This is a genomic window from Streptomyces sp. NPDC006655, from assembly GCF_040703965.1.
Lineage (GTDB): Bacteria > Actinomycetota > Actinomycetes > Streptomycetales > Streptomycetaceae > Streptomyces.
Genome location: NZ_JBEYJU010000012.1, coordinates 1 through 21564 on the forward strand (window position 1 = coordinate 1; position 21564 = coordinate 21564).

The 21564-nt window shown below is 73.3% G+C and carries 14 protein-coding genes; 8 read left to right on the forward strand and 6 right to left on the reverse strand.

The window, feature by feature from the left end; translation table 11 throughout:
• Positions 1-276, forward strand: a 276-nt coding sequence (locus AB0958_RS09510) for a hypothetical protein (protein WP_366889779.1), incomplete at its 5' end; no start/stop codon positions are given.
• A 214-nt stretch (positions 277-490) separates the two neighbouring features.
• Here the strand turns inward: AB0958_RS09510 and AB0958_RS09515 are convergent.
• Positions 491-1039 (reverse strand): MarR family transcriptional regulator, encoded by a 549-nt coding sequence (locus AB0958_RS09515; RefSeq protein ID WP_366889780.1) that lies wholly within the window; start codon positions 1037-1039, stop codon positions 491-493.
• 140 nt (positions 1040-1179) lie between these two features.
• Here AB0958_RS09515 and AB0958_RS09520 point away from each other — a divergent pair, with 140 nt between their 5' ends.
• Positions 1180-2451 carry an MFS transporter gene (locus tag AB0958_RS09520; protein ID WP_366889915.1) on the forward strand — a complete coding sequence of 424 codons (1272 nt, stop codon included), beginning with the start codon at positions 1180-1182 and terminating at the stop codon, positions 2449-2451.
• 19 nt (positions 2452-2470) lie between these two features.
• Here AB0958_RS09520 and AB0958_RS09525 read toward each other — a convergent pair whose 3' ends face one another.
• Together AB0958_RS09525 and AB0958_RS09530 are read right to left on the reverse strand one after the other, a co-directional pair.
• A complete protein-coding gene (locus AB0958_RS09525) occupies positions 2471-4117 on the reverse strand; it encodes a SpoIIE family protein phosphatase (RefSeq protein ID WP_366889781.1) in 1647 nt (548 codons plus the stop codon).
• A 184-nt stretch (positions 4118-4301) separates the two neighbouring features.
• Positions 4302-5681 (reverse strand): NAD(P)/FAD-dependent oxidoreductase, encoded by a 1380-nt coding sequence (locus AB0958_RS09530; protein WP_366889782.1) that lies wholly within the window; start codon positions 5679-5681, stop codon positions 4302-4304.
• A gap of 372 nt (positions 5682-6053) precedes the next feature.
• Here AB0958_RS09530 and AB0958_RS09535 point away from each other — a divergent pair, with 372 nt between their 5' ends.
• Together AB0958_RS09535 and AB0958_RS09540 are read left to right on the forward strand one after the other, a co-directional pair.
• Positions 6054-6818 carry a helix-turn-helix domain-containing protein gene (locus tag AB0958_RS09535; protein ID WP_366889783.1) on the forward strand — a complete coding sequence of 255 codons (765 nt, stop codon included), beginning with the start codon at positions 6054-6056 and terminating at the stop codon, positions 6816-6818.
• 244 nt (positions 6819-7062) lie between these two features.
• Positions 7063-8955, forward strand: a complete 1893-nt coding sequence (locus AB0958_RS09540; RefSeq protein ID WP_366889784.1) for a sigma-70 family RNA polymerase sigma factor — start codon at positions 7063-7065, stop codon at positions 8953-8955.
• Here the strand turns inward: AB0958_RS09540 and AB0958_RS09545 are convergent.
• Positions 8942-12259 (reverse strand): BTAD domain-containing putative transcriptional regulator, encoded by a 3318-nt coding sequence (locus tag AB0958_RS09545; protein WP_366889785.1) that lies wholly within the window; start codon positions 12257-12259, stop codon positions 8942-8944. The genes AB0958_RS09540 and AB0958_RS09545 overlap by 14 nt on opposite strands.
• Before the next feature lie 319 nt (positions 12260-12578).
• Positions 12579-14657, reverse strand: coding sequence for an asparagine synthase-related protein (locus AB0958_RS09550; RefSeq protein WP_366889786.1), 2079 nt, complete (start codon positions 14655-14657; stop codon positions 12579-12581).
• Positions 14658-15383: 726 nt separating this feature from the next.
• Here AB0958_RS09550 and AB0958_RS09555 point away from each other — a divergent pair.
• The 4 genes from AB0958_RS09555 to AB0958_RS09570 all read left to right on the forward strand — a co-directional run bounded on the left by AB0958_RS09555 (position 15384) and on the right by AB0958_RS09570 (position 20480).
• Positions 15384-16808 (forward strand): MFS transporter, encoded by a 1425-nt coding sequence (locus AB0958_RS09555; protein WP_366889787.1) that lies wholly within the window; start codon positions 15384-15386, stop codon positions 16806-16808.
• 183 nt (positions 16809-16991) lie between these two features.
• On the forward strand, positions 16992-18212 hold the full coding sequence (lhgO, locus tag AB0958_RS09560; protein WP_366889788.1) for an L-2-hydroxyglutarate oxidase: 1221 nt from the start codon (positions 16992-16994) through the stop codon (positions 18210-18212).
• A 53-nt stretch (positions 18213-18265) separates the two neighbouring features.
• The gene (trmB, locus tag AB0958_RS09565; RefSeq protein WP_366889789.1) at positions 18266-19147 is read left to right on the forward strand and encodes a tRNA (guanosine(46)-N7)-methyltransferase TrmB; all 882 of its coding nucleotides are present in this window, start codon (positions 18266-18268) and stop codon (positions 19145-19147) included.
• A gap of 76 nt (positions 19148-19223) precedes the next feature.
• Entirely contained in the window at positions 19224-20480 is a 1257-nt protein-coding gene (locus AB0958_RS09570) for a PrsW family intramembrane metalloprotease (RefSeq protein WP_366889916.1), read from the forward strand.
• 98 nt (positions 20481-20578) lie between these two features.
• Here AB0958_RS09570 and AB0958_RS09575 read toward each other — a convergent pair whose 3' ends face one another.
• Positions 20579-21541, reverse strand: a complete 963-nt coding sequence (locus AB0958_RS09575) for an aldo/keto reductase (protein ID WP_366889790.1) — start codon at positions 21539-21541, stop codon at positions 20579-20581.
• Between the last annotated feature and the right edge of the window lie 23 nt (positions 21542-21564).

Genomic DNA, 21564 nt, shown 5'->3' on the forward strand with positions numbered 1-21564 from the left:
CTGGCGTTGACTTTTGGCACGCTGTTGAGTTCTCAAGGAACGGTCGCTTCCTTTGTACTCACCCTCTCGGGCTTTCCTCCGGGCTTCCCTTCGGTCTTGCGTTTCCGACTCTATCAGATCTTTTTCCGATCCGATTTCCTCGGTGCTTTCCAGGTTCCCGCTCTCGCGTTTCCCTTTCCGGCGGTTCCGACTCTATCAGATCCTTTCGGCCCTGATTCCCAGTCAGCGGGGTTTGTCATCCGGGCTGTTGGGCCGTTCCGACGTCTCAAACCTTAGCGGATCCGCTCGGCGATTCCCAATCGGGCCGCCGACCCATTTTCGAATTGAATTCGGGCACGCCGAAAACAACCCCGTCAGGAGATCGTGCTGTGGTTTGTGGTGCCGCTCGGGGCGGCTGAGGTGCTGTCGAAGAACCGTTCCGGCTCTGCGGCAACCCGAAGAACTCTACGGATCGGCCAGGGGCGTGTCAAGCACCCTCTGTCAAGATCTTTTAGTCGAGGTCCGTGAGTCGGCCGCCGGCGTCGGGCTGGGCGTGCTCCACGCGGCGCAGCAGCCTGATCAGGACCTCGCCGAGCACCGCGCGCTCCGCCGTGGAGAGGTCCTGGAGCAGGTCCTCCTCGAAGACGGTGGCGAGGCGCATCGCCTCCAGCCACTTCTCGCGACCCTCGGGAGTCAGCTCGACGATCACCCGAACGCGGTTGTTCTCGTCCCGCTCCCGGGTGACGAGGCCCTCGGTGACCATGCGATCGATTCGGTGCGTCATCGCGGCCGGGGTCAGGCCGAGGCGCTTGGCCAGGTCGCTGGGGCCCATGCGGTAGGGGGCACCGGAGAGGACGAGGGCCTTGAGGACCTCCCACTCCGCGTTGCTGATGCCGAGGGCGGCGGTCTGGCGGCCATAGGCCACGTTCATCCGGCGGTTGAGCCGGGAGAGCGCCGAGACGACCTGCTCGACCTGTGGGTCGAGGTCCTGGAACTCGCGCTGGTAGGCGGCGATCTGTTCGTCGAGTGTCGGCTCGGCGGCGCCGGGGGTCTCGGCCATGGCCGCAGTATCGCACGGCCAGGCTTGGCATCGAAGTCCTTCGGGATGTAGTCTTTAGCTTCGAACTTTAGCTTCTAAGTCTTCAGACTTCATCAGTCCGTCGACTCAACTACTTGAGAGAGGTGAACGTGACCAGGGCGATGGGCGCAGCGATGCGCCGGATCCACGTGGGCAACGCACTCAGCGCGTTCGGGCTCGGCTTCACCGTCCCCTACCTGTACGTCTATGTGGCGCAGGTGCGGGGACTCGGTGCCATGACGGCGGGGCTGGTGCTGGCCGTCTTCGCCGTGGCCGCGCTGGTCGTGCTGCCGCTCGCCGGTCGGGCGATCGTGCGGCGCGGTCCCCTTCCGGTCCTGCTCGCCACCCTGGTCACGGCCGCTGTCGGAGCGCTGAGCCTGGGTCTGGCGGGGAACGCGCCGGCCGTGCTGGGTGCCGCCGCGCTGCTCGGGGCGGGACAGGCGGTCATGCAGCCCGCCCTGGCGACGATGATCGTGGACTGCTCGGCGGCGGAGACGAGGTCGCGTGCCTTCGCGACCCAGTTCTTCCTCCAGAACCTGGGGCTGGGCGTCGGTGGTCTCATCGGCGGGCACCTCGTCGACACGACCCGCGTCTCGTCGTTCACGCTGCTGTTCGCGATCGAGGCGGCGATGTTCCTGTTGCTGGCCGTGGTGATGTCGACGGTGCGCACGCCCCACGCGCCGCGGATCGCGGACGCTCCGGCCGTCTCCGCCAAGGGCGGCTGGCGGCAGCTGCTGGAGAACCGGGCCATGGTGCAGCTGTCCGTGCTGGGCTTCGTGCTGTTCTTCGCGTGCTACGGACAGTTCGAGTCCGGACTGAGCGCGTACGGCGTCGAGGCCGCCGGGATATCGACGTCGGCACTGGGGACCGCGCTGGCCGCGAACACCTTGATGATCGTCGTCGCCCAGTTCGCCGTGCTCAAGTTCGTCGAGCGTCGGCGGCGGTCGCGGGTGATCGCCGGGGTCGGGCTGATCTGGGCCGTGGCGTGGGTCGTGGCCGGGTACGCGGGGCTGGGGCACGGCAGTCAGGAGATGGCGACGGCCGCCTTCGTGTCGACGTACGCGCTGTTCGGGCTGGGTGAGGCCATGCTGTCGCCGACGGTGGCGCCGCTGGTGGCCGACCTCGCGCCGACCGGGATGGCCGGCCAGTACAACTCGGCGTTCGCCCTGGTGAAGCAGCTCGCCCTGGCGGTCGGCCCGGCAGTGGGAGGCCCGCTGGGGGCCTCGCTGCCGACGCCGTACATCGCGACGTTCCTGCTGTTCTCCCTGGGGATCAGTGTGCTGGCGATACGGCTCGGCAAGAGGCTGACGACGGCCCAGGATCACCCTTGGCTCGCCGCGAGGAGCAGGGTCGTGGCACGGGGCGGCGCAGCTTCGGAGTCCGTGTCCGCGTAAGGGCCGCACCCCTACGGCGCTACCCCTTCGGCAGTACGAACTCGCACCACACCGCCTTCCCGCCTCCGGGCGTCCGCCGAGACCCCCAGCCGGTCGCGATCGTCGCGACGATCGCGATCCCCCGCCCCGACTCGTCCCCCGGTTCCGCGCGGCGGCGCCGCGGCAGGTGGTCGTCGCCGTCCGTCACCTCGATGATCAGTCGGCGGTCGGTGCGGCGGAGCCGCAGCCGCATGGGCGGGGTGCCGTGCTGGAGGGAGTTGGCGACCAGTTCGCTGGTGGCGAGGACGCCCAGGTCGTGAAGGTCGGCCGGGAAGCGCCAGCTGGTCAGCACGCCCGAGGCGAACGCCCGCGCACGGGGCGCCGCCTCGATCCCGCCGAGGAGGTCCAGCGCGGCGTTGCGGAACAACTCGCCGTCCGGGCCGGTGCGGGCCGGGTGCTGGAGGACCAGGACGGCGACGTCGTCGTCGTGGCCGGCCGTGACGCCGGCGGAGCGGACCAGGCGGTCGCAGACGACCCCCGGGGCGCCGGTGGCCCCCGCCAGCGCGCGTTCCAGCGCCGCGATCCCCTCGTCCAGGTCCTCGTTGCGGCGTTCCACCAGGCCGTCCGTGTAGAGGACGGCGGTGGAACCGGGGCCCAGCGGCACCGAGCCCGACGTGTGCACCCAGCCACCGGTGCCCAGCGGCGGGCCGGTCGGCTCGTCGGTGCGCAGCACGGACCCGTTCTCGTCGCGGACGAGGATCGGGAGGTGGCCGGCGGAGGCGTACACCAGCCTGCCCTCGTTCGGGTCGTGGACGGCGTAGACGCAGGTCGCGATCTGGTTGGGGTCGATCTCGGTGGCGAGGCCGTCGAGGAGCTGGAGCACCTCGTGCGGGGGCAGGTCCAGGCGGGCGTAGGCCCGGACGGCCGTACGGAGCTGGCCCATCACGGCCGCCGCGCGGACGCCGCGGCCCATGACGTCGCCGATGACGAGGGCCGTACGGCCGCCGCCGAGGGTGATGACGTCGTACCAGTCGCCGCCGACCGCGGCTTCGGTGCCGCCGGGCTGGTAGGTGGCCGCGATGCGCAGGTCGTCCGGCTGTTCCAGTTCCTGGGGGAGCAGGCTGCGCTGGAGGGTCACGGCCGTCTCGCGCTGGCTGCGTTCGCTGGCGCGCAGTCGCTCCGCCGCCTCCGCGTGGTCGGTGACGTCGGTGGCGAAGAGCAGGACTCCGCCGTCGCGGTCGTCGTTCTCGGCGACGGGGGTGCAGGTGAACGTGTAGGTGCGGCCGTCGAGGGCCTTGCGGGACTTGAGGGTGCGGGGCTTGCCGCTGCGCAGCACCTGGTCGAGGAGCGGGAGGAGACCGATTTCGGCGAGTTCGGGGAGGGCCTCGCGGGCCGGGGCGCCCGGGGGTCTCGCGCCGAAGGCCGCCGTGTAGGCGTCGTTGACGTAGGCGATGTGGTGGTCGGGGCCGTGGACGAGGGCGACCAGGGCCGGGACGTGGTCGAGGACGTCGCGGGCGGGCAGTTCGTCGACGGCGGGCACACCGGGCGGGTCGTCGGTCAGTTGTTCGGCGCGGGCAGCCGGCACGGAGCCTTCTCCTCGTCGGTCCGGGGGGACCGCGTGCTCGGTCCGCGCTGCGGCGCGGCGCTGCGTTCCGGGGAGCCGGGCGCTCCAGCGCGTGAAGTTCACGAATCCTTGCCTCGTGTCGTCGTCTCCGGCCGGCTGACGGGAGCGGCCGGGGAGTCCGGGGGAGGTCCCCCGGTGCAGTTCTGGGGAGGAGCCTTGTGCTCGGTCGCGGGGCAGTCTGGCAGGGTGGCCGTCGGCGGCGACATCCGTCAGACGCCGGGGCGGCCCGTGGAGTTCCTCGTTCCCGTCAGGACGACCCGTTCGAGTCGTCGGAGGGGCTGTGAGGAGGCTTTCCACCGGCCGCGAGTTCGAACTCCGCTCGGGGATGTTCGAGTGATCCGAGCGAGACGATCTCCCGTTTGAAGAGTCCGGAGAGGGTCCATTCGGCGAGCACGCGGGCCTTGCGGTTCATGGTGGGCACCCTGCTCAGGTGGTAGACGCGGTGCATGAACCAGGCAGGGTAGCCCTTCAGCTTGCGCCCGTAGACCTGGGCGACGCCCTTGTGCAGGCCGAGGGAGGCGACGGAGCCGACGTAGGCGTGCTCGTAGGTGTCGAGGGGTTCACCGCGCAGGGCGTGCGCGATGTTGTCGCCGAGGACCCTGGCCTGGCGGACCGCGTGCTGGGCGTTGGGGGCGGTCTCGGCGCCGGGTTCGGCGGCGGTGACGTCGGGGACGGCGGCGGCGTCGCCCGCGGCCCATGCGTGGTCGACACCGTCGATCGTCAGCTCGGCGGTGCATTTCAGCCGCCCGCGCGGGGTGCGGGGCAGATCGGTGGCGGCGAGCAGGGGGTTCGGTTTGACGCCGGCCGTCCAGACGAGTGTGCGGGTCGGGAGGCGCTGGCCGTCGCTGAGGACGGCGACGCGGTCGGCGCAGGATTCCAGGCGGGTGTCGAGCAGGACCTGGATGTTGCGGCGGCGCAGTTCGGTGACGGTGTAGCGGCCGAGTTCGTGGCCGACCTCGGGGAGGATCCGGTCGGTGGCCTCGACCAGGATCCATTTCATGTCCTCGGGCTGGATGTTGTGGTAGTACCGCGCGGTGTAGCGGGCCATGTCCTCCAGTTCGCCGAGTGCCTCCACGCCCGCGTAGCCGCCGCCGACGAAGACGAAGGTGAGGGCGGCGTCGCGGACCGCGGGGTCGCGGGTGGACGAGGCGATGTCCATCTGCTCGATGACGTGGTTGCGCAGGCCGATGGCCTCCTCGACGGTCTTGAAGCCGATGCCGTGCTCGGCGAGGCCGGGGATGGGCAGCGTGCGCGCGACGGAGCCGGGGGCGAGCACCAGTTCGTCGTACTGCAGAAAAGTGGCGCCTTTTCGCTCCTCCGCGGTGGCGAGCGTGGTGACGGCGGCGGTCCGCGCGGCGTGTTCGACGGACGTCACCTCGCCGATGACGACATGGCACCGGTCCAGGACGCGCCGCAGGGGTACGACGACATGACGAGGGGAAATCGAACCCGCGGCCGCCTCGGGGAGAAACGGCTGATACGTCATGTAGGGGTCGGGAGCGACGACAGTGATGTCGACCTCGCCCCGGCTGAGCTCCCGCTTCAGTTTCCGTTGCAGCCGCAGGGCCGTGTACATCCCGACGTAGCCGCCGCCGACAACGAGAATGCGCGCACGTTCCTTCACCATCCCATGACGCACCCGTGACTCTTGTTTGTCCACAGCCCCGGCAATTTGTGTGACCGGCGGGCGGCTGTGCGGGGCGTCGGGTGCGCTTTCCGCACCGGACGAAAGGGGCCAGGTCAGTGGGGGCGGGCGAGGGGGCGCGAAGACACCGAATCGGGACGTAGGCGACGCGTACTCCGATCGGGGGGCGCTCCGTGCGGAACATCCCCCTTCTGAATTGACAGCCTCTCAACTATGTTCGTGTGTCGACGGGGTGTGGGGAAAGTGGCCGAACGGCCCACGACGGGCGGTCCGCCCAGCGTCGGTTCCGCTCGCTCCGGCTATCAGTGCGGGGAGAGTCTCCGGGGGGAGACGTCATTAACCGGGGGAACACAGATGCATGTTCAGGACACACATTGGTCATCGGCTTCCGCCCTCGCGTCCGGCGGCGGCACGGTGAGCGCGGCGGCGGGCAACGCACGCGGTGACGGGCCGCGTACGACGCCGCTGCGGGTCGACGCACAGCGCAACCTGGAACACGTGCTGCGGGCCGCGCGCGAGGTCTTCGGCGAACTGGGCTACGGCGCGCCGATGGAGGACGTGGCGCGGCGGGCACGGGTCGGGGTCGGCACGGTGTACCGGCGCTTCCCGAGCAAGGACGTGCTGGTCCGACGCATAGCCGAGGAGGAGACCTCCCGGCTGACCGACCAGGCGCGGGCCGCCCTCGGACAGGAGGACGAGCCGTGGTCGGCGCTGGCGCGCTTCCTGCGCACGTCGGTGGCATCGGGCGCGGGGCGGCTGCTGCCACCGCAGGTGCTGCGGGTCGGGGTGCCGGAGGAGGTCGGCGGCCTGAGCGCGGGCGCCGGCGCCGAGGAGACCCGGGTGCCGCAGCAGCGGACCCAGCCGGGGGCCGCGGACCTGCGGCTGGTGGCGGAGGAGCCGGTGGCCGACGACGCGGGCGCCGCGGCGCTGCTCGACGTGGTGGGACGGCTGGTGGACCGGGCGCGGGCGGCCGGTGAGTTGCGGCCGGACGTGTCCGTCTCCGACGTGCTGCTGGTGATCGCCACGGCGGCGCCGTCCCTGCCGGACGCAGCCCAGCAGGCGGCGGCCTCGGCCCGGTTGCTGGACATCCTGCTGGAGGGATTGCGGTCGCGGTCCTGACGGTGCGCCCGCGCGGCGGTGGCCACCCATCGGTCACCGCCCCACGTCGCATCGGTCGCCGCCCCGCATCCCTTCACGGCGCGGTCGTCGTCGGTCTCCCCTCAGGGGGGATCGTCGGTGCGTCGCGTCGGCAAGTGCGCTCGGACGAGTGGTGCGTCCGTTCCTCAGCGGCCGGGACGAACGCCCGTGTGGGAGTCTGACCCGGTGAATCGGTCGGTTCGGGCTGGTATCGGGGGCGTCCGCGATGAGCGTTGACGGGTGGGACGACGCGTCCGTCGGGGGCGAGACGGCCGTGCCCCAGGTGCCCAGCCAGGGCGGCAGGTCCGCCGCGCCGCCCCCCGGGCCATCGCCGGAGGGGAACGTTCCGGCACAGCGTGGGGGGAGTGCGCTGCCCCCGCTCCGGGAGCTGCCGCCCGCCGACGGCCTGCTGATCGAGCGGATGCGGGCCGGCGACGACGCGGCGTACGCGGAGCTGTACCGGCGGCACGCCGACGCGGTACGGCGGTACGCGCGCGGCTGCTGCCGGGACGGCCACACCGCCGAGGACCTGACCGCCGAGGTGTTCGCGCGGATGCTGCAGGCGGTGCGCGGCGGGCACGGGCCCGGACACGCCGTGCGCGCCTATCTGCTCACCTCCGTACGGCGGGTCGCGGCCCAGTGGACCAGGTCGGCCCGGCGTGAGCAGCTCGTCGACGACTTCGCGGTGTTCGCGGCGCAGGCCTCGCACGGTTCCGCGGTGTCCGACGGCGACGCGCTCGACCCAGGCGCCGACGTCCGCGCGATGCACGAGGCCGAGCAGTCGATGGCCATGCGGGCCTTCCGTTCGCTGCCCGAGCGCTGGCAGGCCGTGCTGTGGCACACCGAGGTCGAGGACGAGTCACCGAGCGAGGTGGCCACCCTCTTCGGACTCGACGCCAACGGCACCCGGGTGCTCGCCAGCCGGGCCCGCGAAGGCCTGAAGCAGGCCTACCTCCAGGCCCATGTCAGCGCCGCCCTCACCGACGACGAGGAGTGCGCCCGCTACGCCGACCAACTCGGCGGCTACGCCCGCGGAAAGCTGCGCATCCGCGCGGAGCGGGGGCTGCGCAAGCACCTGGAGGAGTGCGCCCGGTGCCGGCTGGCCGCCGTCCAGATCGAGGAGGTCGCCTCCGGCATCCCGGCCGTCGTACCGGTCGCGGTCATCGGCTGGTTCGGGGCCGCCGGGTACGCCAAGGCGCTCGGGATCGTCGCCGGTGGCGCCGGAGCCGGGGCCGCGGGTGCGGCCGCCGCGGCGAGCGGCTCGTCCGGCGGCGGAGCGGGCGGCGGGGCCGCGGCCTCGGAGGGCCTGGGGGCGCCGGTGAAGGCCGGTGTCGCCGCCGGCGTGGTCGCCGCGGCGGTCGCCGCGGTCGCCCTCGCCCTGACGAACGACGGCCACCCGGTGAAGGAGATCGCCCGCCCCACCCCGTCCGTGCCGGTCGTCCGGCCCGCCTCCCCGGCCCCCGCCCCGCCCCGGCAGAAGCCCGCACCCGAGCCCGTGGTCCTCGCCCCCGAGCCGACCCCCACCCCGACCCCGGCTCCCACACCGACCTCGGCTCCCACACCGGGTCCGCGCCCGAGCCCGAAGCCGAAACCGACCCCCACCCCGACCCCCACTCCGGCTCCCACACCCAGCCCGCGACCGACTCCCACCCCCACCCGGGCGCCCACGCCGCCGCCCGCCCCGGTCGTCTACCAGTGGAGCGAGTTGCGCTTCGACGTCACCGGCGACGGCACCCGGCCCGAGATGCGGCTCGGCGAGAGCAGCTGGGTGTGGCAGCGCTACGGCGTGACGGTCGCCGGCAGGGAGTACGCGCACGGCGTCACCGTGCACGGCTCCTCCTCCGTCACCATCGACCTGAACCGGCAGTGCACCGCCTTCGACGCGATGGCCGGCGTCGACGACCTGGCCCTCGGCCTCGGCAAGGTCGCCTTCGCCGTCTACGGGGACGGGGAGCGGCTGTGGCGGTCCGGCACGGTCGAGGGCGGCCAGGCAGCCGTCCCCGTCCACGTGAACCTCACGGGGCGCCGCACCGTGCGCCTGGTGGTCGAGCCACGGAACGGCGCCTTCGACCCGCTCACGCTCGCCGACTGGGCCGAGTCCGAGTTCAGCTGCCGCTAGCGCCCGTCGGGATCCTGTCCAGCTCGTGCAGGACGCCCTCCACGGTGAGGGACGCACCGCGCGAGCGCTCGGCCGCGCAGCGCCGTGGGGTCAGCGCCGTGCGGGCGGCCGCGTCGACCTCCTCGGCGCGGCCGCGCTCCGGTTCCGGCCGGGGGCACCCGTCGCGCCAGTGGTCGGCCGCCGCGAACAGCCGTACCGCGCGGGCCAGATCGCCGAGCCGGGCCAGCAGATCGGCGGCGATGTCCGCGAGGGCGGCCGTGATGACCTCGGCGCACCGCTGTGCCGTCGCCTCGCGCAGCGCGTCGGCCACGATCGGCAGCCCCCGGGCCGGACCGTCCTCCCTCGCCACGAGCAGGGCCTCCACCCCTCGGAACGCCGCTGTGAACTGCGGGGGCGGGGTGCCCTGAGCGGTGGCCGTGCGGGCGACCGCGTAGTGCTCGAGCGCCGTGGGCAGGTCCCCGTCGTGGTGAGCGAGCTGTGTCCGCAGCAACGCCACGTACGCCTTCGTCTCGGCCACCCCGTACCGTTCGGCGGCCTCGGCCGCCCGGTCCAGGGCGGTGTGGGCACCCGCCGGGTCGCCGGCCCGGAAGGCGATCTCGGCGAGCCGCGCCAGCAGGAACGGCGTCTCGGCGTACGCGCCCACCTCGTGGGCGAGCCGCAGCGCCTCCTCGTACTCGACCGCCGCCTGGCCGAACCGGCCGCGCGCCATGTCGGCCTCGCCCGCCGCGCTGCACACCTGCGCCCGCATCCAGCGGTCCCCGGCCCGCCGGCTGAGGGTCCGCAACTCGGCCAGTTCCTCGTCGATGCCCCGCAGATTGCCCGGTGAGTCGACCCGGACATGGACGCGGTACATCAGCGTGACCCCGACCTCCCAGTCCCCGCCGTGGACCCGGCAGTTGGCGACGACGGCGGCCATGTCGGGGCCGACGTCCACCGGGCCGCCCAGGAACCAGGCCGTCAGCGGCCAGATGAGGCCGGGCAGCCGCGCGGCCGGGGGGCCGCCGGGCTCGTAGGCGGCCCGTACCCGGGCGAGGTACGGCCGGAGGCGCTCGTCCGTCAGGAAGTCCGCGGAGTCGGACTCGGACATCAGGAAGAGGTGGAACAGCCGCAGGTCCATGCGCAGCCCGCACAGCGGATGTCCGGCCTCGGCGCCCTCGGGGGTGGCCAGCAGGGCGCCGATCGGGTCGGCCGAGTCGGCGAACGCCCGCAGCTCGTCCGGTCCCGCGTCCTTCGGCAGGGCGTCCCGGGCGACGCCGAGGCACAGCACCGCCCGCACGGAGGCCATCGCCTCCTGGCGGTAGTTGCGCAGCCACCAGAACCAGCAGACGGCCAAGACGATCGCGCCCGCCTCCGCCTCGTCGCCGGCGCGCACCGCGCGGGCGAGGGCGGCGCGGATGTTGTCCAGGTCGGTCTCCAGACGACGGATCCACGGGAGTTGCTCCGCGGAGCGGAGTTTCGGCTCCGCCTCCGCCACCAGCGCGCGCACCCACGCCCGGTGCCGCCGCTCCGCCGCGGCGCGCAGTCCGGGCCGTTCCGCGGCCCGTTCGACGGCGTACTCGTGGATGGTCTCCAGCATGCGGTAGCGCATGCCTCCGGTGCCGCTGCCGCCGACGGTGCCGTCGGGCACCTGCGGGACGTCCGGGGTGGCGACGATCAGGGACTTGTCGACGAGAGCCCCGATCAGGTCCGCCGCGGGTCCGGTGCACACGGCCTCCGCCGCCGCGAGGTCCCAGCCGCCGGAGAAGACGGACGCCTCGCACAGGACCGTCCGCTCCCGCTCGTCGAGCAGGTCCCAGGACCAGTCGACGACCGCGCGCAGCGTCTGCTGGCGGGGCAGGACGGTGCGGCTGCCGGAGGTGAGCAGCCGGAAGCGGTCGTCGAGGCGGTCCGCGATCTGCCGCGGCGTCAGCAGCCGCAGCCTGGCCGCCGCGAGCTCGATGGCGAGCGGCAGTCCGTCCAGGCGCCGGCAGATCTCGCCGACCGCCGCCGCGTATCCCGGCTCGGCGCCGGTGCCGGGGCGGACGGTGGCGGCGCGCTCCTCGAAGAGGCGGTGCGCCTGCTCGGGGGCGAGGGGCTCGACCGGGCGCACCGACTCACCCGGGACGCCCAGGGGTTCCCGGCTGGTGGCGAGGATCGTGAGCCCCGGGCAGCGGGTGAGCAGGGTCTCGGCGAGGGCGGCCGCCGCTTCGATGACGTGTTCGCAGTTGTCAAGGATCAGGAGCTGGCTGCGCCGGGCGCAGTACTCGACGAGCAGGGCTGTGGGGTCGGTCCCCGGGGTCGCCAGTTCGTTGGTCATGAGCACGGTCTCGCGCAGACCGAGCGCGCTGACCACCGCGCCCGGCACCGCCTCCGGCCGGTCGAGCGGGGCGAGCTCGACCAGCCAGGCCTCCGGGAGCCGGACGGCGGCCTCCTCGGCGAGACGGGTCTTTCCGGAGCCGCCCGGTCCGGTGAGGGTGACGAGGCGGGACCTGTGCAATTCGGAACGAATGGCTTCCAGTTCGGGTTCCCGGCCCACGAAAGAGGTGAGGCGTGGACGGAGGTTGCCGGTGCGTGGCGGGGGTGCGGGGAGCAGGGTGGGCTCCTGCGTCAGCAACGACGCGTGCAGGGCCCGCAGTTCCTGTCCGGGGTCGGTACCGAGGCCGTCGGCGAGGGTGCGGCGGGCGGTCTCGTAGGCGGCGAGGGCGTCGGCCGGGCGGCCGGTGTCGCGCAGCGCACGGACGAGGAGTGCGTGCAGCGGTTCGTCGTACGGGTGGGCCGTGGTCAGCTCGGTCAGCTCCGGTACGACGTCGAGGGCACGGCCGAGGGCGAGGGCGGCGTCGGCGCGGGCCCTGGTGGCGTCCAGGCGGAGCGCCTCGGGCCGGGCGGCCGCCGTCGCGCGGTCCGGGAGGTCGGCGAGGGCGGGCCCGTACCAGAGGGCGAGGGCCTCGGTGAGGACGCGGTGGGCCGTCGCGGGGTCGCCTGTCGCCAGGGCTTGCGTGCCCTCGCGTACCCGCCGCTCGAAGACGTGCAGGTCGATGTCGTCCTCGGTGGCGGCCAGCCGGTAGCCACCGGGGGTGGAGACGACGCTGTCCCTGCCCAGCGCCCTGCGCAGGCGTCCGACGAGGGCCTGGAGGGCGGCGGGGGCGTCCTGGGGCGGGGTCTCGTCAGCCGCCCAGATCTCCCCGATGAGGGTTTCCGGGGTGAGGCTGCGGCCGGGATGCAGGGCGAGGGCGGTGAGCAGGGCCCGGAGACGGGGGCCGCCGACGGGTATGGGCACCCCCTGGTCGTCGCTGGCTCGGGCCACGCCCAGGATTCGGTACCGCACCGGGTCATTGTCACCGGGGTGGGCAGCCGGGGCACGGAGTTTCGAATGCGGGGTGTCGAGAGGCCGCCCGGGGGTGGGGACGCTCACCGGCGCACCGGAGTGCCGTCGTGCCCGCCCATGCCGCCCCGGGGGGAACCTCCCAGGTCCTCAAGGCACCGGGGGGAGGCACGGCTGCCCGCGGCTGAGCAGCCCGGTAAGGAGCGCGGGGCTGTATCCGATGTGCGGCTGCCACCGCGCGGGCGCGACCGGCCTCCACCCGCCCGCAGTCGGACAACGGCCGACCCCACCGCGTCCCGACGCCCCGCCCCGCCCCGCAGGGTCACGCCCCCGAGGCCAGCGCCCCCCGCATCGGCCGGATCCCCGCGGGCACCGCACGCGCGCGTGCCGGGGTGCCGGTCCAGCAGGTGCCCCGGCGGGAGAGGAGCCGGCGCAGCCACAGCTCCAGGGAGACCAGGTCGGCCAGCCCGTCCAGCGGCAGCGGCTCGCCCGCCGCCGCCGCGCGCAGCGCCTTGCGGACCACCCGCGCCTCCACCAGCCCCGCCTGCGCCAGCAACGGTGTGGAGAAGAGGTCGATCAGCTCGTCGACCGCCACGCGCAGCCCGGTTCGGGTGGCCGCCGCGGAGGACGCGTGCGAGGGGGCGCCCCAGCCCGGCGGCAGGTCGGTGACGCCGGCGCCCTCCAGAACCGTGCGGAGGATGGCCGCGCGGGCGCCCGGCCGGACGCGCAGGGCTTCGGGCAGGGCGCGGCAGGCGCGGACCACCTGGTTGTCGAGGAAGGGCGCGTGCAGCCGCTGGGAGCGGATCTCGGCGGCCTGTTCCAGCACCCGGATGTCGGCCGCGTGACGGGCCAGCACCGCACGCGCGCGGTAGTCTCCGGGGCGTTGCCCGGGGCCGACGCCGGAGCGGTTCGCCGAGCCCTGGAGCAGAACCGATACTTCTGCCAGGGCCTCACCCGTCAGCCAGCGCGCCGCGGGGCCGGGTCTGGCCCAGGTGAGCGCCGCCAGGGACGCCCCGACGGCGCCCCCGGGGTCATCGAAGCGGCGTCTGAGCAGGCGCTCGGCCAGGGACTCGACGCCCGCCCGGTACGGCGTACGCGCGAGTTTGCGCGCCGCGCCGTACACGCGCGCGGGGACCATCACCGAGCCGTCGGCCTTGGCCAGCGCGGCCACCGGGCGGACCAGGTGGCGCCGCTTGCGGTCCATCAGGAGGTCGGCGAGGCGGGCGGGGTGCGCGTCCAGGACCTGGCGGGCGCCGTAGCCGGTGAAGTGGTCGGCGCTGCCCGCGGCGAGCCGGGCGCGGTGCCGGGCCGCGGAGACCAGGGACGGCCCGGGCTCGTCGGTGAGGGGGCCCTCCAGGTCGGCGTACGGGAGGATCTCCTCGCCGCCGGTCACCACCACGTGGCGCAGACGCGGGTTGGCCGCCAGGGTTCCGGCCCGTTCGACCTCCGACTCGCGGCCGGCGACGGCGAGGTCGTTGAAGGTGACGGCGAGGAGGCGTTCGCCGGCGCCCGTGCCGTGGCCGAGCACGGTGCCCGGCATGCCGGGCAGCCCGGCGGCGAGCAGCGCGAGGGTCCCCGACGCCGGTCCGCCGGACAGGTCCGCGCCGATGCCCGGCACCGGCATCCCGCGGGCCGCCCGCCGCTCGGCGGGGCCCATTCCGGGGACCGGACCGGGGTCGATGTCCGGGACGTGCCGGGGCGCCGACAGCCGCGCGCGTACGGCTTCTACGAGCGCGTCCCGTACCGCGTCCACCGCGCTGTCGGGATCGGCGGAGGGTGCCGCGACGGCCAGCGAGGCGACCTGCTCGTACCCGGCGACCTCGCGCGCCCCGGCGCGCAGGATCAGCGCGTGCCCCGGCGGAATGCGCCGTACGCCCTCGTAGGGCGTGGAGTCGTGCAGCGCGGCCGGTACGTCGGGGGCGGCGAGCAGCGCGGCGAGGTGGCCGTAGTCGAGGTTGGCCTCGATGAGGTCGGCGAGCGGCAGCGCGGCCGTGGCGTAGGCCGTACCACCGGCCCAGGAGCTGTGGAAGACCGGGCGGGCGCCCGCGAGGTCGCCGCAGACGGTGATCCGGCGGCCGACCTGGACGACGGCCGTGTAGCTGCCGGGCCAGGCGGTCAGGTGCCGGAGTGCGCCCCCGCGCGCCGTGAAGAGGCCGAGACGCAGCTCCTCGTCGGTGGCGCCGCAGGTGCCGAGGACGGCGATGCGGTTCTGCGCGTCGGCCCTGATCACCCGAACCTCGTCGGGGCGCCAGTCGCCGACCGCCCAGAGCGGGTCCGGGTCGCCCCACAGCAGCATGGAGCCGACGGGGTGGACGGTCTCGCCGTCGTATCCCAGGGCGCCGGCGGAGCCGATCGTGGCGGCACCGGAGGCGGTGCTGCTCCATCCCACCAACCACCGCATCGACGCCTCCACAGGCTGTGGACAACCATGCACGGTACGAACCGGGTCCCCATGCTGCCATGAACGACGCGCTTCGTAGGGACGGCGGGGCTGCCTTTGATCCCCGGCGGGCTTCGCGGAGTTGTCGCAGGAGAAGGTGCGCGCGGATGCCGCGGACGAGGCGAACCGCCGGGGGGAGCAAGGGAACTGCGACGTGAATGCGCCCCCCGTACGCTCCCCCAGAACGCCCTTCGCGCCCTCAATTCCCATGGTAGGAGCGTTGATCACTCAGGAAGGGCGGGGTCTATTTTCGGCCAAATCGGCGAAGGCCGCGTGGGCTTGCGCACGCTCCGTACATGCTTTGCGCATCGCACGCGCGCGTGTCGGGACACGCACAGTCCGGGAGGCGGGCATCGCCTCCCGGACCGGTCCGCCACCCGCGGGGATGAAGGTGGCGGTGTCCCCCAGCCCGCTGGATCCAGTACAGCGGGCCGACCCACGCAGAAACCATGGAACCGCTCCCCCCATGGCCGGAGAAGAGCGCACGGCCGGGCGCACGGCCACACGGCGGGGGCACGGCGCGACAGGCCGTGCACGGTGCGTATATGGGCCGCACTCGCGTACGGGCCACAATCCCGCCATCCGGAACAATGCCCCTTAACGCTTGGGATGCGGCGAACTACGCTGGGTTTACGAATGCCGCGTGGTTATGCCAGCGCGGCAGCCGTCTGTGTCGAGGGGTGGCGCATGTCCAGGGAGCAACGCGGGCCGAACGAAAAACTCGGCACCGTTCTCGCCCTCGCGGGAATCAGCAACGCAGGACTCGCACGACGCGTCAACGACCTTGGCGCGCAACGCGGGTTGACTCTTCGCTACGACAAGACGTCGGTGGCGCGCTGGGTGTCGAAGGGCATGGTGCCGCAGGGCGCCGCGCCGCACCTCATCGCCGCCGCGATCGGCCAGAAGCTCGGCCGCCCGGTGCCGCTCCACGAGATCGGCCTGGCGGACGCGGATCCCGCACCCGAAGTGGGCCTCGCCTTCCCCAGGGACGTCGGACAGGCGGTGCGGTCCGCGACGGACCTGTACCGTCTCGACCTGGCCGGCCGCCGCGCCGGTACCGGTGGCATCTGGCAGTCGCTCGCCGGTTCGTTCGCAGTGAGCGCATACGCAACGCCCGCCTCGCGCTGGCTGATAACCCCCGCCGACAGTTCGGTCGCGCGCGAGGCGACCGGCGCCGAGGGTGCGGGCGCACCGCTCAAAGTCGGCCACAGCGATGTGCAGAAGTTGCGGGAGGCCGCCGAGGACGCCAGGCGCTGGGACTCCAAGTACGGCGGCGGTGACTGGCGTTCCTCGATGGTGCCGGAGTGTCTGCGGGTGGAGGCGGCACCGCTGCTGCTCGGCGCGTACTCCGACGAAGTCGGGCGGGCGTTGTTCGGGGCGAGTGCCGAACTGACGCGGCTGGCCGGGTGGATGGCGTTCGACACCGGTCAGCAGGAGGCCGCGCAGCGGTACTACATCCAGGCCCTGCGGCTCGCCCGCGCGGCCGCGGACGTGCCGCTCGGCGGGTACGTGCTGGCATCGATGTCGTTGCAGGCGACGTACCGCGGGTTCGGCGACGAGGGCGTCGATCTCGCGCAGGCCGCCGTCGAACGCAACCGGGGGCTGGCGACCGCGCGGACCATGAGCTTCTTCCGGCTGGTCGAGGCGCGGGCCCACGCGCGCGCGGGCGACGCCCCGGCCGCGGGGGCCGCGCTGAAGGCCGCGGAAGGGTGGCTGGAACGGGCGCGCGAGGGGGACAACGATCCCTCCTGGCTCGGTTTCTACGGCTACGACCGGTTCGCGGCCGACGCCGCCGAGTGCTACCGGGACCTGAAGGCGCCGCGCCAGGTGCGCAGGTTCACGGAGCAGGCGCTGTCGAAGCCGACGGAGGAGTTCGTGCGGTCGCACGGGCTGCGGCTCGTCGTGTCCGCCGTGGCCGAACTGGAGTCCGGGAACCTCGACGCCGCGTGTGAGCAGGGGGTGCGGGCCGTGGAGGTGGCGGGGCGGATCTCGTCGGCGCGGACCACCGAGTACGTGAAGGATCTGCTGCACCGGCTGGAACCGTACGGGGACGAGCCGCGGGTGGTGGAGCTGCGCGAGCGGGCGCGGCCGTTGTTGATGGCCCCGGCGTGAGGGTCTCGCCCAGTCGCCTGCCGGGTTCAGGTGATCAGGCGGGTGCGGGTGCGTGGGGGCTGATCGCGCAGTTCCTCCCCCAGCCTCCGGCCGGGGGTGCCCCCAGCGCCCCTGAAGGGGCGCGCTGCGCGCACCGGCGTTTGAAAGTGATGTCAGTGGCGCAGTGCACTATCGACGTGGGAGGTGGTGCAGGTGCGCGCCGGGATTGCTTACGACTGTGACGTGCTCGTCGTCGGTGGGGGGATCGTCGGGCTGTCCACCGCGTACGCGATCACCCGGGCCGCGCCCGGGACCCGGGTCACCGTGCTGGAGAAGGAGGCCGGGGCCGCCCGGCACCAGACCGGGCGGAACAGCGGGGTCATCCACAGCGGGATCTACTACCGGCCCGGGTCACTGAAGGCCCGGTACGCGGTCGAGGGCGCCGCCGAGATGGTCAAGTTCTGCGCGGAGTACGGCATCGCCCACGCCGTCACCGGCAAGCTGATCGTCGCCACCGAGCGGGCCGAGCTGCCCCGGCTGCACGCGCTCGTCCAGCGCGGCCGGGAGAACGGGATACCGGTGCGCGAACTGGGGGCCGCCCAGATCGGCGAGTACGAGCCCGAGGTGCGGGGGCTGGCCGCCATACACGTGGGGACCACCGGGGTGTGCGACTTCGTGGGCGTCGCGCGGCAGCTCGGCGCGGCTTCGGGGGCCGACATCCGGTACGGCGCCCGGGTCGTCCGGGTGGACCGGCGGCCGGAGCGGGGCGTGGCCGTGCTCACCTCGCGCGGCGACGTCGTACGCGCGCGCGTGCTGGTCAACTGCGCCGGCCTGTACTGCGACGAGCTCGCGCGGCTGACCGGCGACGAGCCGGGCATGCGGATCGTGCCGTTCCGCGGCGAGTACTACGAGCTGGCGCGTCCGGAGCTGGTGCGGGGGCTGGTGTACCCGGTGCCGGATCCGGCGTTCCCGTTCCTCGGGGTGCACCTCACGCGCGGGATCGACGGCGGTGTCCACATCGGGCCCAACGCGGTGCCGGCACTGGCCCGCGAGGGGTACGGCTGGGGCGTCGTCCGGCCCCGGGAGGTCGCCGGGACACTGGGCTGGCCGGGGTCGTGGACGCTGGCGCGCCGGCACTGGCGGTACGGCGGCGGGGAACTGCGCCGGTCGGTGTCGAAGAAGGCGTTCACCAAGGCCGTACGTCGGCTGCTGCCCGCCGTGGACGAAGGGGACCTGGTGCCGGCGGCGGCCGGGGTGCGGGCGCAGGCCGTGCTGCGGGACGGGACGCTCGTCGACGACTTCCTGATCAAGGAGGGGCCGCGCGCGGTGCACGTGCTGAACGCGCCCTCGCCCGCGGCGACGGCCTCACTGCCGATCGGGCGGGAGGTGGCACGGCGGGCGCTGGAGATGCTGGGTTCGGTGTGACTCCCGCACGGGGCCCGGCCACGGCGGGTACGGGCCGTAAAATCGGATGCACTGTGTCTGACTCGCTCAATGCCCCCGAAGCCCCCCAGCCCGCCGGAACCGTCCCCGGCGCCGGCTCCCACCACACCCCTGGGGTGTCCGTCCGGCACACCCGGGCCAAGGGGGAGCCGCGGTTCCCGGACGGACCCAGGGCCGATCCCGCCGGGTCGCACTTCGAGCGGCGGATCCGCAGCTTCCAGCCGCGCCGCAGCAGGGTGACCTCCGGGCAGGCCGACGCGCTGCAGCGGCTGTGGCCCAAGTGGGGGCTGGACATCGACGGGCAGCAGGTCATCGACCTCGACGAGCTGTTCGGCAACGGCAACCCGGTGGTGCTGGAGATCGGGTTCGGGATGGGCGAGGCCACCGCGCAGATGGCCGCCGAGGACCAGGGCGTCAACATCCTCGCCGTGGACGTGCACACGCCAGGGCAGGGCAACCTGCTCAACCTCGCCGACCAGCAGGGGCTGTCCAACGTCCGGGTCGGCAACGGCGACGCGATCATCCTGCTCCGGGAGATGCTCCGGCCCGACTCGCTCGACGGACTGCGCGTCTACTTCCCCGACCCCTGGCCGAAGAAGCGGCACCACAAGCGGCGGCTGATCCAGCCCGAGTTCCTCGACCTCGCCGCGACCCGGCTGAAGCCGGGGGCGACCGTGCACTGCGCGACGGACTGGGAGCCGTACGCCGAGCAGATGCTCGACGTGCTCGAAGCGCACCCCGACTTCGAGAACACGCAGTCCGACGGCGGTTTCGCGCCACGTCCGCCGTACCGGCCGCTGACCCGTTTCGAGGGTCAGGGGCTGGACAAGGGACATGTGGTGAACGATCTGCTCTTCCGTCGCGTACAGCATCGGGTGCGGCCGAGCGAGCAGCACCGACTGGAGTCACCTCGTTAGGGTCGATGCCGTGGCCGCCTATCCGCCGCAGTACCCGCCGTACCCGCCGTACCCGCCGCTTCCCGCCGACGAAGGGCTGCGGCATCCTCGCTGGTGGCAGCGGCGTTGGGTGCGGTACGGGGCGCTGGGCACGCTGCTGGCCGTCTCCGGGCTCGTCATCCTCGCGCTGGTGCGGGAACAGACGGGGAACGAGGGGTTCCTCGTCGGGCTCGGGCTCGCCGTGCTGCCCGTGCCGCTGCTGGTGGGCGCCTTCCGGTGGCTCGACCGCGTGCAGCCGGGCCCCTGGCGGAACGTGCTGTTCGCCTTCGCCTGGGGTGCCTGCGCGGCCGCGCTGATAGCCATCGTCGCCAACAGCTTCGCGACCCGTTGGATAGCGACGGCGACCGCGGATCCGAGCGGCGCGGACACGCTCGGGGCGACCGTGATAGCGCCGATCGTCGAGGAGTCCGCGAAGGCCGCGGCCGTGCTGCTGGTCTTCCTCTTCCGCAGACGGGACTTCACCGGGGTCGTCGACGGGGTGGTGATAGCCGGGGTCACCGCCACGGGGTTCGCGTTCACCGAGAACATCCTCTACCTCGGTACGGCCTTCGGGACCGACCAGCTGACCGGTGACCGCGGGATCGCCTCCGTCACCGCCGCCACCTTCTTCGTGCGCATCGTCATGTCGCCCTTCGCGCATCCCCTGTTCACCGTCCTCACCGGGATCGGCTTCGGCATCGCCGCGCTCTCCGGGGAACGACAGCGGGCGCGGCGCGTGCTGGTGCCGGTGTCCGGGCTGCTGCTCGCGATGAGCATGCACGCGCTCTGGAACGGGTCCTCGACCTTCGGGCAGTTCGGGTTCTTCGCCGTGTACGGCATGTTCATGGTGCCGCTGTTCGGGCTGCTGACCTGGCTGGCGGTGTGGACGCGGCAGCGGGAGCTGCGGACGGTGCGTGAGGAGCTGCCGGCGTACGTGTACGCGGGGTGGCTGGGGGCGGCCGAGCCGTTCGTCCTCGGGTCGATGCGGGCCCGGCAGATGGCCCGGGAGTACGCCGCGTACCACTTCGGGAAGCCCGCCGGGCGGGCGGTCGCCGAGTACGAGCAGTACGCGACGACACTCGCGCTGCTGCGGCGCCGGGGGCAGCGGGGGCGGGCGGGGGCCGATTTCGTCGTACGGGAACGGGAACTCCTGGCCGAACTGTGGAGCCGCCGGGAACTCGCGCGCCCCGCGCTGGAGTACGCGTCCCGCACGGCGGCCACCGGCTACGCCTACCCGGTCACACCGCTCCCCGGGGCCCCCGCGTGGTACGGCACGACGGTGTCGTCCACGATCTACAACCCGTACCGGTCGTAGGCGCCCGGGAGGTGGGGAGCTGCCGGGGGGCGGAGAGCAGCCGGGTCACCGCCCCGCCTCCGCCGCCCCGGCCCCCTCCGTCGCCGTCGCCGTCGCCGTCAGGCCGAAGCCCGCGTCAGCTTCTGCAGTTCCTCCTCCGTCAGGGTCAGGTCCGCCACCGCCAGGAGAGCCGGGAGCTGTTCCACCGTGCGGGCCGAGGCGATGGGGGCCGTGACGGTGGGCTGGGCCGCCAGCCAGGCGAGGGCGACCGTCGGGACGGGCGCCGCGTGGGCCTCGGCGATCTCGTCCAGGGCCACCAGGACCCGCTGGCCGCGCTCGGACTCCAGGTACTGGGCGGCGCGGCCCGCCCGGGCGCTGTCGACCGTCGTGCCGGGGCGGTACTTGCCGGTGAGGAAACCGGACGCGAGGGCGAAGTACGGGACCGCGGCGAGGCCGGTGCGGGAGGCCAGGTCCTGGAGGGGGCCCTCGTAGGTGTCGCGGGAGACCAGGTTGTAGTGCGGCTGGAGGGCGACGTACCGGGCCAGGCCCTCGCGGTCGGAGAAGTCCAGGGACTCCTGGAGCCGCTCGGCGCTGATGTTGGACGCGGCGATGTGCCGGACCTTGCCGGCCCGCACCAGTTCGTCCAGCGCCCCGATGATCTCCTCGACCGGCACCTCGGGCCTGTCGAAGTGGGTGTAGTAGAGGTCGATGTGGTCGGTGTCGAGGCGGCGCAGGGACGCGTCGGCGGCGGCCTTGATGTTGGCGGCCGACAGACCCTCGTACTCGGGGTGCTGGCTGACCTTCGTCGCGACGACCACGTCGTCGCGGTTGCCGCGTGCCTTGAGCCACTTGCCGATGATCGTCTCGGACTCGCCGCCCTGGTTGCCCTCGATCCAGGCGCTGTAGGAGTCGGCGGTGTCGACGAAGTTGCCGCCCGCGGCCGTGTACGCGTCGAGGACGGCGAAGGAGGTGACCTCGTCGGCGGTCCAGCCGAAGACGTTGCCGCCGAGGGCGAGCGGGAAGACCTCCAGGTCGGAGGCGCCGAGCTTACGGAGGACCGGGGATGCGGAAGAAGCAGTCATGCTTCATTCCAACGCGGCGCGGC

Bases quoted from the DNA above. Each gene is read 5' to 3' on its own strand.
- AB0958_RS09515 (WP_366889780.1), bottom strand. From the start codon at position 1,039: ATGGCCGAGACCCCCGGCGCCGCCGAGCCGACACTCGACGAACAGATC.
- AB0958_RS09520 (WP_366889915.1), top strand. From the start codon at position 1,180: ATGGGCGCAGCGATGCGCCGGATCCACGTGGGCAACGCACTCAGCGCG.
- AB0958_RS09530 (WP_366889782.1), bottom strand. From the start codon at position 5,681: ATGGTGAAGGAACGTGCGCGCATTCTCGTTGTCGGCGGCGGCTACGTC.
- AB0958_RS09535 (WP_366889783.1), top strand. From the start codon at position 6,054: ATGCATGTTCAGGACACACATTGGTCATCGGCTTCCGCCCTCGCGTCC.
- AB0958_RS09540 (WP_366889784.1), top strand. From the start codon at position 7,063: ATGAGCGTTGACGGGTGGGACGACGCGTCCGTCGGGGGCGAGACGGCC.
- AB0958_RS09550 (WP_366889786.1), bottom strand. From the start codon at position 14,657: ATGCGGTGGTTGGTGGGATGGAGCAGCACCGCCTCCGGTGCCGCCACG.
- AB0958_RS09555 (WP_366889787.1), top strand. From the start codon at position 15,384: ATGTCCAGGGAGCAACGCGGGCCGAACGAAAAACTCGGCACCGTTCTC.
- AB0958_RS09575 (WP_366889790.1), bottom strand. From the start codon at position 21,541: ATGACTGCTTCTTCCGCATCCCCGGTCCTCCGTAAGCTCGGCGCCTCC.